The organism is Cytobacillus sp. S13-E01 (assembly GCF_029193815.1).
GTDB lineage: Bacteria > Bacillota > Bacilli > Bacillales > Bacillaceae_L > Bacillus_BV.
On sequence record NZ_JARFVC010000058.1, the window covers coordinates 1 to 12,265 of the forward strand.

General features: G+C 36.9%; 8 protein-coding genes and 1 pseudogene. 5 read left to right on the forward strand and 4 right to left on the reverse strand.

All coding sequences use genetic code 11. From position 1 onward, the window contains the following. Positions 1-262 precede the first annotated feature (262 nt). The 3 genes from PY093_RS20670 (at position 263) to PY093_RS20680 (ending at position 5,158) form a co-directional block, all read left to right on the forward strand. A complete protein-coding gene (locus tag PY093_RS20670) occupies positions 263-859 on the forward strand; it encodes a YdcF family protein (RefSeq protein WP_275647648.1) in 597 nt (198 codons plus the stop codon). A 274-nt stretch (positions 860-1,133) separates the two neighbouring features. Further along, a complete protein-coding gene (locus PY093_RS20675; RefSeq protein ID WP_275647649.1) occupies positions 1,134-1,709 on the forward strand; it encodes a CBO0543 family protein in 576 nt (191 codons plus the stop codon). A gap of 224 nt (positions 1,710-1,933) precedes the next feature. Continuing rightward, positions 1,934-5,158 carry a DEAD/DEAH box helicase gene (locus tag PY093_RS20680; protein WP_275647650.1) on the forward strand — a complete coding sequence of 1,075 codons (3,225 nt, stop codon included), beginning with the start codon at positions 1,934-1,936 and terminating at the stop codon, positions 5,156-5,158. Between the two features lie 160 nt (positions 5,159-5,318). Here PY093_RS20680 and PY093_RS20685 read toward each other — a convergent pair whose 3' ends face one another. The 4 genes from PY093_RS20685 to PY093_RS20700 form a co-directional block, all read right to left on the reverse strand. Further along, entirely contained in the window at positions 5,319-6,083 is a 765-nt protein-coding gene (locus tag PY093_RS20685; protein WP_275647651.1) for an alpha/beta fold hydrolase, read from the reverse strand. A 218-nt stretch (positions 6,084-6,301) separates the two neighbouring features. Next, the gene (gene alr / locus PY093_RS20690; protein ID WP_275647652.1) at positions 6,302-7,477 is read right to left on the reverse strand and encodes an alanine racemase; all 1,176 of its coding nucleotides are present in this window, start codon (positions 7,475-7,477) and stop codon (positions 6,302-6,304) included. Between the two features lie 67 nt (positions 7,478-7,544). Beyond that, complete coding sequence (gene ald / locus PY093_RS20695) at positions 7,545-8,675, reverse strand: alanine dehydrogenase (protein ID WP_275647653.1); 1,131 nt, start codon at positions 8,673-8,675, stop codon at positions 7,545-7,547. 117 nt (positions 8,676-8,792) lie between these two features. Beyond that, on the reverse strand, positions 8,793-10,046 hold the full coding sequence (locus PY093_RS20700; RefSeq protein ID WP_275647654.1) for a PucR family transcriptional regulator: 1,254 nt from the start codon (positions 10,044-10,046) through the stop codon (positions 8,793-8,795). A 100-nt stretch (positions 10,047-10,146) separates the two neighbouring features. Between PY093_RS20700 and PY093_RS20705 the strand changes: the two are divergent. Both PY093_RS20705 and PY093_RS20710 read left to right on the forward strand, forming a co-directional pair. Then, positions 10,147-10,269 (forward strand): annotated as a pseudogene (locus PY093_RS20705) (alanine:cation symporter family protein); the annotation flags it as partial. A gap of 183 nt (positions 10,270-10,452) precedes the next feature. Next, positions 10,453-11,736: an IS110 family RNA-guided transposase gene (locus PY093_RS20710; protein ID WP_275645258.1), complete on the forward strand. Its 1,284-nt coding sequence runs from the start codon at positions 10,453-10,455 to the stop codon at positions 11,734-11,736. The last annotated feature ends 529 nt before the right edge of the window (positions 11,737-12,265 follow it).

The following is a 12,265-nucleotide window of genomic DNA, read 5'->3' on the forward strand; positions in this document are numbered from 1 at the left end:
ACAGAGTTATCAGAGTAACTCCTTCATTTAACTTACAGACCATTTAGTAGTTTCAATTGGGCTTGTCAAGTGCTTTCCTTGACAAGCCCAATTGAAACTACTACCCTTGTAAGTTGTTAAATGAAGGTGTTTTCCACTCAAAATTGCGAATAGCCATATTTAAATTGTATGGATACTTGCTTTTGCCTTCTATATGATTTTGGGAGGAGGGAAGTGCCTTCACTTTGGTAATTAGTTTAAACTTACAAAAGGGTTGAATAGAATGTTAAAAAAATTTATAGGTAGATCAGTTTTAGTTATTATTCTATTATTTGTGATTTTTATTTGTTTTTCAGCTTACAGTATCTGGTCTTATAGCGACATAAATCAATTGGTTAAGTCTGATGCTGCTATTGTTCTTGGTGCGGCTGCTTGGGACGATGAACCATCACCTGTTCTGCGGGAAAGAATTAACCACTCTATTTGGCTATATCAAAATGGATATGTAGATAAAATTATTTTCACAGGTGGCAAGGTCGCTGGTGATAAATATGCCGAATCAGAGGTTGCGAGGAAGTATGCTACTAAACATAATATTGTTCCGGAAGATATTTATATTGAAACTAAATCGAAAATAACAGAAGAGAATCTTCTATTCGCTAAGGATATTGCTGTTAAAAAAAACTTAAAGACCTTCATCATTGTAAGTGATCCAATGCACATGAAACGAGCAATGTTAATGGCTGAAAATACTGGGATGGAGGCATACTCATCACCGACACCAAGTTCGGTATATAAATCGTTAAACAGTAAAATTCCATTTTTCTTTAGAGAATTATTGCTCTACATAGGTTATATTTTTAGTTTGCCATTTCGGTAAATTAACCTTTTTGATTTTGATTAGAATTCCTGATCTATTTCTTCAACTACAGAGTGTATTCCTTAGAAGATAAGAATGCATAAAAGTGGTGCCATCGGCTCGAGCTGGAGAAGTGCCTTTTTAAGTATAGTACGGGTGCAAAAAATCCAATAGTAGGTAATTTGAAAGTTGTAATATTTACTTTTAAACAGGGGTTGGAGTTTATACGACGAAAAGTAGGTTAGTTTAGGAAATAATAGGATAGAATAAGAAAAAAACGAAACGGTGAAGGCAAATGAATTACAAGGAAATAATAATCTTACTTATTATCATTGTAGGAATACTAGGGTGCTTATCTATCATTCGATTAGATTGGAAACGATATGGCTTTATTTTTTTAATCAGTGTTATTTCTTCCAATTTGGTATGCTATATGTTTACCTATACAGGTCTCTATTCATTCCCCAATAATGTATTTCATGGTGGTTTATTGATTCCGTATGGATTAGTTTCGACAGTTTTTCCTTTTTTAGCACTGTTTGGAATTAGGTATAGTCCTGAAAAATGGGCTTGGAAAATACCCTTTTATTGGGGAATTGTTCATTTGGGCGTTCTTGGAGAAGTTATCTTACTAAATACATCCATTTTTAAATTTGAACCTGAGTGGGATTTATGGGACAGCTATACATTATGGTGGATTAATTATTTATTATTTGAACTTTTAGGAACGAAGGTTATCCCAAGTCGCCTAAGAAAACCAATTACCTCTGACTCGTTTAGATATGGTAGTTGGGCTTGGATTGTGTTTCATATTATTGTGATTACGACTATTTTCTTAGCGGGAGTATATGTAGGGATTACCGTTTTTTAAAAGATAATCTGAATGTCTAGCATTAAAGTGTGAAAATGTAGAACTGTTGTGGTGACAGTAGCAAAATGAAACATTTTTTAGAACAATAGTAAATAACTCAAGCTCATTATGATACAATCATGATAATTAAATGTAGTATAAAATGGGGAAATTGACTCCCAAAATTGATTCGAAATTGAGACATACCTTGGTAACAGAGGATCCCCAACGAAGGAGGATGGCATTTGGATATAAAATTAAATCAAAAAATCATTAAAGAAATGTGCGGTACAGTCTCCTTCAAAAGAGGAGACTCTTTTTATCGTGCTAATAAAGTAACATTTGAAAACTATAGTCCTGATACTTGTGAAGCGACCGTTAGAGCAATGGAAGACTTCCATGTCACCATTAAAAAGGATAAAGACGGTGGCTTTGTTACGAAATGTAGCTGCCCAACGCTTGCTTCCTTTCAAAAAGATTGTCAGCATACTGCGGCCGTTTTACTGTCAATTTACGATCATCAGCTTCAAGGAACGAAGCCTTTTGTTCTTAGTGAAAGGAAGTCTGATCATTCAACAAGTCAGCAGTTGACAGAAGGGTTACTGACTCTTTTTAATGATCAACCAATTCGACCAAGCGGTCATCAGCTTCACTTTGAGAACAGGGAAGTACTGGATGCAGAGTTTACGTGTAAACCCGTTAGCATAGTAAAAGGCCGCCATTTGTTTGCAGTTGTCATTAAGATTGGACAAACCGATGTTAAAAATATCCGAGACTTTCTCGACCATGTGAAAAAGGGCAATCCAAGCCCGCTATCAATTTCATTTACTTACGACCAAAGCCTACATTGCTTTCAACAAGAAACAGATGCTGTTATCGAGCAGCTTATTCAAGTGATGCATGATGAAAAAGTGGACGTTGATGCGCTACTGGACAAATCTGACTATAGAATAAGTAATCAGATGTTACTCATTCCACCTTCTTCTTGGGAACGGATTTTACCTATTCTTAATAGAGCACCACTGGTGAAGCTGGAATATGGTGGGCATTCGTTTACCGGAATTCGCTTATCGGACGAACCGCTTCCATTACAGTTTGAATTCGTTGAGATGAAAGGAAAAGATTATCAGCTCAAAATCACAGGGTTGGATCGCATGATTGTGTTAGATTCATACAGCTCCGTCCTTTATGGAGGGAAAGTAACCCAGTTAAAAAGTCTCGACTGTAAACGTCTTGCTGATCTAAAACAAATGCTAGATTCTTCATTAACAAATGAAATTCCAATCCCACAGGAGCAAATGGAGTTTTTCCTTGAAAAAGTGGTACCTGGTTTAAAAAAACTAGGAAATGTACAAATATCTGGTGCAATTTCTAAGGCGTTTATGAAGACACCATTAGTTGCAAAACTATATTTGGACCGTTTGAAAAATCGTTTGTTAGTAGGCCTAGAATTTCACTATGAAAATAGTATCATTAATCCATTGGAAAATCGAGAAGTCCAATTAGTATCCATGTTTCTAAGGGATATAGAGAAGGAGGATGAGATTCTTCAATTGATGGAAGATAGCTGTTTCAACAAAACAGAAGGGGGCTATTTTTTACACAATGAGGAGTTAGAGTATCAGTTCTTGTACCATGTTGTTCCTAAACTTCAAAAACTTTTACAAATCTATGCAACTACCGCAGTAAGAAACCGGATTTTTAGAGGGAGCGCCAAACCGCAAGTTAGGATAAGAATGAAAAAAGAACGTACCAATTGGCTCGAATTCAAATTTGAAATGGATGGTATTCCTGAGAACCATATCCGTGAAGTTCTACAGGCATTAGAGGAAAAAAGAAAGTATTATCGTTTGCAAAACGGAACACTACTGTCGTTAGAGACGAAGGAATTTGAAGAAATTAATCGTTTCCTAGGTGCAGTTCCGGTTCAGAAGGATGATTTAATAAGCGGTTTGGATTTGCCGATGGTTCGTGGTCTTCAGCTTCTTGATTCAACGAATGATAACAGTATATTCTTACAAGAGGATTCGTTCCGTAAGTTTTTAGAAAATATCAGCAATCCAAGCATGTTGGAGTATGAAATACCCAAGAGTTTAAAATCGGTATTGCGAGACTATCAAAAACACGGTTATAAATGGCTGAAAACACTCGCAAGCTATGGCTTCGGGGGGATACTCGCAGATGATATGGGACTTGGAAAAACATTGCAAAGCATTGCGTTCATCCTATCAGAGCTTCCTGAAATCCGAAACAAGAAGCTACCGGTTCTGATTGTTTGTCCATCATCTTTAACCTATAACTGGCGTAGCGAAATGAGGAAATTTGCCCCAGATATAAAAGCAGTAATTGTTGACGGGGATAAGACGGAGAGGTTTAAGATACACAATGATATAATGGATATGGATGTGGTTATCACCTCATACCCATTATTACGTAGAGATATAAAGTGGTATGAGACACAAGCTTTTAACACGGTATTTTTTGATGAGGCTCAAGTCTTTAAAAATCCTGTCACACAAACTGCACGAGCGGTGAAGAAAATTCAAGCAGATAACCGTTTTGCCCTCACAGGTACACCGGTGGAGAATTCGTTAGAGGAGCTATGGTCAATTTTTCATGTTGTCTTTCCAGAATTATTCATGGGATTAAAGCAATACAGTAACCTTCCAAGAAAAACAATTGCAAGGAGAATTCGCCCGTTTTTACTTCGTAGGTTGAAGGAAGATGTACTTTTAGAACTGCCTGAAAAAATGGAGTCGCTGGAAACTGTGGAGCTGCTTCCTGAACAGAAGAAGCTTTATGCTGCCTATTTGGCGAAGCTAAGACACGACACGCTGAAGCACCTAAACAAAGATACACTCCGTAAAAATCGAATCAAAATTCTGGCAGGCTTAACTCGACTACGGCAGATATGTTGTCACCCAAGCTTATTTGTTGATGGCTACAAAGGTAGTTCAGCCAAATTTGAACAACTGCTGCAAATAGTAGAGGAATCAAAGCTTTCAGGAAGAAGGGTATTAATTTTCTCTCAGTTTACGAAAATGCTTCAGCTTATAGGTAGTGAGCTGGCTATAAGAGGCCTACCTTATTTTTACCTTGATGGACAAACCCCATCTGAAGAACGAGTGGAAATTTGTAATCGCTTTAATAGAGGTGAACATGATTTATTCCTCATATCCTTAAAAGCAGGGGGCACTGGCCTTAATCTAACAGGTGCTGATACTGTTATACTATATGATCTTTGGTGGAATCCAGCAGTAGAGGAGCAAGCAGCTGACAGGGCCCATCGTATTGGTCAGGCAAATGTAGTTCAGGTCATCAAGCTTGTTGCGCGCGGCACAATCGAAGAAAAAATGAATGAACTGCAAGAGAAAAAGAGGCATCTGATTGAAGAAATCATTGATTCTAAGGAGCGAAAGGCGTCGACTTCTCTTACTGAAGAGGACATAAGGGAAATATTGAAAGTGTAGACGATATTCCTCAAAAGAGTATGTATTTTAGAGATTTATTGCTACCAATCCCCCATAATTAATATTTGAAAGTTTCAAATAAGTAAACCTTTTTTAAAAAACAAGAAGCGGTGAAGTGGTCTCTAGAAAAGGATTACTTACCGCTAAACTGTAAGAATTGCTATTGATTTAACAAATACCCAGTAATAATTTGATTAACATGATTAGGCTGCCTTGTTGGTAATTGATGAGATTCTCCTTTTATTACATACAGCTGCTGGTTTGTAAGGTGTTTTTTATAAAACTTTATATACGTATTCATTGCATCAGATTTGCTTCCATAAAGAAGGAGGACGGGTATTTTTAGTCCGATAATTTCTTCCTTGCAGTTAAATTGGTAGGATTCTAAATAAAATTTTGACCAAACACTGGTATCTGATTTATACATATGTTCTCTTAACGTTTTTCGATAACTTTTGTCTTTTGTGTGACTAAACGCAAGAACCTTAGCAAGGAGCCTTTTATTTTTCTCTACCGCCACAATACCCAATCGATGTTCATTTTTCAAAGCAAAATTATCAACAACTGGATATCCCCCTGATAATATAAGGGCTTTAACTCTTGATGGATGGTGTATAGATAAAAACTGTGCTATTGTACCACCTGCCGAATAACCGAAGAGAACAACTGAGCTTAACTGGAGTCGATCCAGTAAAGTAATAATATCCTCAGCAAAACGTCTAATCGTTATACCGGATTCCCCGTAATAGGAACTATCACCATTGCCTACAAGATCTGGAATGAGGAGGCGGAAATGTTTCGAAAGGGGCTTTTGCTCATAAAAAACCTTTCTTCCCATACCTGGTGGATGGATAAATAAGATAGGTGTGCCAGTTCCTATGTCTTCATATGCCATTTGCTCATTATTTATTTCAACCGTATGCATGTTAAAAACCCCTAGTATTTGTATTTAGACAAGTTAAACAGTCGAATTTATCATTTTTTTTATAATTACCTTTATCCTAGGGCATTATTCGTTACTTAAACATGAAGTTAAAAGTTGAAAAAATTTCAGACTCAAATTCCTACATGAACTGTCCGCTTAAAGGAGAAGACGCATCAACAATAATAAAAATCTCCCAAACGAGGTGTGTTAGGAGATTTTTATCTACTATTTAAAAGTAAATTGTTATAGGTAGCTACTTGTTGATTTCGACTATATACTCGTGGCACTCTCTTGCCAATTAAGCAAACAACCTCATAATTAATTGTACCCATGATACTTGCGACTTCATCAATTGAAATAAATCCGGCTTTTTTTCCACCAAAGAGGGTGACTTCATCACCAATACATACATCAACTTGCGAGACGTCCAGTATTGTTTGGTCCATACAAACCCTGCCGACAATTGGAACGCGTTTGTTGTTAAGCAGTACATGTCCTTTATTAGAAAGAGAACGTGATAAACCATCTGCATAGCCAACAGGGATTGTTGCAATGTTTGATTCATTTTCTGTCTTAAACGTACATCCATAACTAAGTGCTTGACCCTTTGACACCGTTTTTAAAGCGGACACTTTCGTTTTAAAATGCATCGCTTGTTGTAGAGGATAGGCGTCATTTATTACGTCAGCGGAAGGTTGTAAGCCATATAAACTGATGCCAACTCGTACCATATCAAGGTGCATGGTAGGGAAGTTAATCGTGCCAGCACTATTACAGCAATGCTTTATAGGAATAGATATTCCGCTTTCATCTAGGTACTGATAGATAGAAGTGAATTTTTCAAATTGTTGTTTCGTATAAGTTGGATCAGGACTATCTGCATCAGCAAAATGGGTGAATATCCCCTCTAAGCTAACGTATTCTGACTTTTGGGTAATGCTAGCTAGATGTAGAGCATCCTCTTTTGCTATAACACCAACACGTCCCATACCAGTATCTACTTTGAGGTGAACTTTAGTTTGAAATTTATGTTGCTCAGATAGGGAAATGATTTTGGTTAGTACTTCCTCAGAATAGACAGTTATTGTAACATCGTTTTTAATGGCTGTCTCAATTGATTCAGGAGGAGTATAACCCAATATTAGAATCGGCGCTTTAATGCCATTGGCACGTAGAACTAGTGCCTCGTCAAGGAAAGCAACACCTAAGTAATCAGCACCAGCTTCAAGTGCAGTTTTCGCCACTTCTGCTGAACCATGTCCATAGCCGTCTGCCTTTACGACAGCCATAAGTATACATTCATTTTTTAGATTTTTTTTAAAAGTTGATGCATTATGAAAAATGGCATCAAGGGAAATATCAACCCACGTGTCTCGGTAGCTTATTATTGTCATAGTGTACCCCACATTGTAATATATTAAATCCCCTCAAGTAAGTTTGAGGGGATGTCTAGACTAATTATTATACAGCAGTTACCGTTTTTTCAAGTGCTTTCTCTACGGAAAGATATTCATAGCCAAGATCCTTCGCAACAGCTTCATACGTAATGTGGCCGGCAACTACGTTAACCCCTAATTCTAGCGCTTTGTTTTCAGCAACAGCACGTTTTACACCTTTGTTAGCAATTTGTAGTGCAAATGGAACAGTAGCGTTTGTTAATGCGATTGTCGATGTTCTTGGTACGGCACCAGGCATGTTTGCAACAGCATAGTGAACAACTCCATGTTTTTCATATGTTGGGTTGTCATGTGTTGTAATATGGTCAACCGTTTCGAATATACCACCTTGGTCAATCGCAACGTCTACTATAACAGATCCTTTAGACATTGCTTTAATCATGTCTTCTGTTACAAGCTTTGGAGCTTTTGCACCAGGAATTAATACTGCTCCAATAACTAAGTCAGATTCAGCAATTGCCTGAGCAATATTTAAAGGATTAGACATTAATGTTTGAATGTCATTTCCAAAGATATCATCGATTTGGCGTAAACGCTCAAGGCTTAGGTCAATCAATGTCACTTGTGCGCCAAGTCCAATCGCCATTTTCGCTGCGTTTGTACCTACTACACCACCACCGATGATTGTAACTTTACCACGTTTAACACCTGGTACGCCAGCAAGTAAGATTCCTTTACCACCATTTGGTCTTTGTAAGAATTGTGCGCCAATTTGTGCAGACATACGACCCGCCACTTCACTCATTGGTGTAAGTAGTGGCAATGTACGATTTACTTCAACTGTTTCATAAGCGATTGCGATAACGCCGTTTTCAGTTAAAGCACGAGCTAGTTCAGGTTCAGCTGCTAGGTGTAAATATGTGAATAAGATTAAACCTTCACGGAAATAGTTATATTCAGATGCAAGAGGTTCTTTCACTTTCATAACCATTTCAGCTGACCAAGCTTCAGCTGCTGTGTCAACAATGGTTGCACCAGCTTGGGTGTAGTCTATATTAGTGAAACCGCTTCCAAGACCTGCCTCAGTTTCGATCATTACTTTATGTCCAGATTTAATCAGTGCATCTACACCAGCAGGCGTAATAGCTACACGATTTTCATTATTTTTAATTTCTTTAGGTATCCCGATTAACATTATATAAATCCCCCTTAGTACTTTCAATCAATTAACTTGACCCTATTAGTATATTGTCTTTGGTCAGGTTTTTCTTTGGTAAGATAAGAGAAAAAAAGAATGGTCATTTGGTTAATTTCACAAATGACCATTCTTGGCTAATTTTCTAAGTTTTATATCTAGGAATAATGTCATCTTTTGATTAGGATTTTTTAAATCAATTTCGCCAATTTCTGATATTCGTTTTAAACGGTAATTTAGGGTATTCGTATGAACGTGAAGGGCTTGTGCCGCATCATTTACATTGCTATCCTTATTCAAAAACACCTCAAGAGTCTCTAACATATGTGACTTATGAATGTTATCATAGTCAATCAGTTTAAGTAGGGTGGGATTCTCATAATTGTCCATGCGCTTTTTTTCTAAAATAATATCTAAATAACGATAGATCCCAATTTGTTGATAACTATAAAGCTCGCTCATTTCATCAGGGAATTGTCCTTTTAAACTAGTAACAGTTAATGCCTCTTGATAACTTTTTTCAATTTTTTCGTAATTCTCATAGATAGTTCCGCTACTGCCAATGATATGTTCAATGCCAAACCGCTTTTTCATTTGTGAAATGAAAGCCTCGATAAAATCACTCATACTTTTTTCTGATGATTGGAAAGAATGAGGGGAGGCGAGTAAAATAAGTTCCCGGCGATCAGCTACATGAAATGTGATTTTTACCTGCTGTGTAGTTGTGATCATATACGTAATTTGCTGTTCAGTCTTTGTCGTGATTTCTTCTTGGAATTTGAAGACGAGTACCGAGAATTTAGGTGGTGGGGTAATATCAAGTTGTTCAATTTTTTCTTTTATTTCTTCGTGGGTCTTAACATGTCCTGTTAACAGTTGCCAGAAGAACTCTTGATACCCTTCTTCTTTCTTCTTTTTCCTAATCTGAAGCTGTAATAACTGATTTTTAGCGGCTTGAGCTGCGTTTTTAAGTAAAATTAAGTCACCATCAGTAAGTGGATTTCCGATTTCTAATGCCCATATATATCCTAAAACTTCATTGTTTTTTCGAATCGAGATCGCAACTCGGTTCCCTAGGCCTATCTCATTAATTGTTGAAATTCGAAGTGGGTCATCACTTTGAACAAGCTTTTGAATAATGCCATCTCTCCATAAGCTATTGATTACTTTCTCAGGAACTCTCCGTCCAATAATTGTTGCAATTCTAGCGGAATCTGTCGCATCACTATGAGTACTATAGGCAAGGAGGCGATGATTTGCATCTTCAATTGTAATGGGACATTTAATAACCTCACTAATCCGATCAACTAAGTTTTCAAGGCTTCCAAACGTTCCTTTAAAAGGGTCTTTCTCATATTGGTGTTGAACCATCTATTTCACTACTCCTTACATACACGAATCCGTTACCCTACATTTTATTATAACGAAATCGTCGTTAATCCTCTAGCTAAATTTTAGTAAGTGAGTGTGAGCTTTTGCTGATATGGCAAATGCACTAATGATGGTCCCTAATTTATTAGCGTTAATCTTATTAAGTAAGGTTGTTGTTAGAGAAACTAACGAATTCTTTGAAAATTACCAGCAAGCCGCATAGAAAAAGGCGAGCTGATTATAAGCAGAACTTCGGGTCAACCGGGTTCTGCTTTTTTAAAAGATAAGAAAGCATTCCTGTATTAAAGCAAAATGAGATTTGAATAAAATAAGCCTCCTTGGTATGATACAAAGTGTCCAAGCTGATCAGCGCAAAGGACATTTAATAACCAAAGGAGGACATAAAATGAAGTATAAACAAAATGACAAGATTCTGCAACTTACAGAAAAAACCTTAATTATAGGGGTTGACATTGCTAAACATAAGCATGTCGCAAGAGCACAAGATTATAGAGGTATACAATTTGGAAAAGCTCATACATTTTTAAACACATATGAGGGTTTTGAAGGTTTCATAAACTGGTTAAATCAAATCAAAGCTAAACAGTCTAAGGAAGATGTCATCATTGGGATGGAACCTACTGGACATTATTGGCTTCCGTTGGCTTATTGGCTAAAAGAAAAAGGAAAAAAGGTGGTTGTAGTTAATCCAGCTCATGTTAAGCAAACAAAGGAGTTAGATGACAATTCTCCTACTAAGAATGATTTCAAGGATGCTAGAGTTATCTCTAGACTTATTGAGGGCGGAAGATATTCGGAGCCCAATTTACCGGAAGGTATATACTCGGATTTACGTGAAGGTATGAACCTATATAACCAATTGGTACAGGACCTAACAGCTGTGAAAAATATAGTTCACCAATGGCTCGACCGTTTCTTTCCTGAATATTTAACGGTCTTTGGGAAGTGGGATGGAAAAGCTTCTCTACAAGTTCTAAGAATGGGACTTTTTCCTGATGAGTTATTAGAGCGTGAAGACTTGGAAATTCTAGCTGAAATTCGTAAAGAAGTTAAAAAAGGTGTGGGAATAAAGAAGGTTGTTCAGTTGAAAAACGTTGCCCTTCGTTCAGTAGGCATTAAAGAGGGGCGAAGTCTAGCTAGGTTAAAATTAAAAAGCTTACTAGACCAATACGATCTTCTTTCAGAACAATTAGAGAGCGTCTGGAGTGAAGTAGAGAACATCATACAAGATGTTCCAGGGGCGAGAGAGATGGGAGATATTAAAGGTATTGGACAAGTTACAGTAGCCTCCTTTTTTGCAGAAGTCGGTGATTTACAAAAGTACTCACATCCCGACCAAATTGTTAAGTTAGCAGGATTAAACTTAAAACTAGCTACATCAGGAAAGTGGAAAGGGCAAACAATTATTACTAAACGAGGGCGTCCTAAATTAAGGGCACTATTGTTTAAAGTCGTGTTGCCTCTTGTAGCTCAAAATCCTGCATTTAAGGCACTACATCAGTACTTTATTACACGAAATGAAAATCCATTAAAAAAGAAGCAGTCTATCATCGCTATATGTTGTAAATTAATTCGTATTTTATTTACGATTGGAAAGAAACAAATTGAGTTTGAACCAGCTAAAATGTTACAAGATATTCCTCATTTTAGTATGCAAGAAGCTGCTTAAAAGGATAGGGTAAAGTGATCAAAAAGAAGTTAGGTGCAGAAAATAGTCGAAGATTTATATAACATAAACAGTAGTATCGATGACAATATTTAATTCTCATTTTTTATTCACTTAGTAGTCGAAGTATTTTAAAGTTGTTTCAATTTGAAGAAGACTTACAACAGAAGCTAGGAGCAGTCGGCAAGCATTTATACTATTGGGCAATGACCCCGCAAGAAAGCATCGCCGACCCCACTTCATGGATAGGCAGAACGAAGGAATGTATGCGCATATTTTTCATATGACGCCGTGAGAAATGGGAGGGTGTGCCGCCATGAACATTGTGGGATCCAATAGCGACCATATTTCTAGATATTATCCTTTTTTGTAAAAAAATAGAAGAAGAGGGTTTATTTAACTATGTCCTCCTCCTCTAAAATACAAATAAAGTTCTGTTAGTCCATTAAAGTGCAGTCTTATTGAAATTTGAAATACTGAGAAAAACAGAGAAAACAAGAGAAAAACCTTACTTTAATGAGGGAGTATAAAA

What these genes read in the sequence shown, in the direction of transcription:
- PY093_RS20675 (WP_275647649.1), top strand. Translation starts at nt 1,134, where the DNA reads ATGAATTACAAGGAAATAATAATCTTACTTATTATCATTGTAGGAATA.
- PY093_RS20670 (WP_275647648.1), top strand. Translation starts at nt 263, where the DNA reads ATGTTAAAAAAATTTATAGGTAGATCAGTTTTAGTTATTATTCTATTA.
- PY093_RS20700 (WP_275647654.1), bottom strand. Translation starts at nt 10,046, where the DNA reads ATGGTTCAACACCAATATGAGAAAGACCCTTTTAAAGGAACGTTTGGA.
- PY093_RS20710 (WP_275645258.1), top strand. Translation starts at nt 10,453, where the DNA reads ATGAAGTATAAACAAAATGACAAGATTCTGCAACTTACAGAAAAAACC.
- ald (WP_275647653.1), bottom strand. Translation starts at nt 8,675, where the DNA reads ATGTTAATCGGGATACCTAAAGAAATTAAAAATAATGAAAATCGTGTA.
- alr (WP_275647652.1), bottom strand. Translation starts at nt 7,477, where the DNA reads ATGACAATAATAAGCTACCGAGACACGTGGGTTGATATTTCCCTTGAT.
- PY093_RS20685 (WP_275647651.1), bottom strand. Translation starts at nt 6,083, where the DNA reads ATGCATACGGTTGAAATAAATAATGAGCAAATGGCATATGAAGACATA.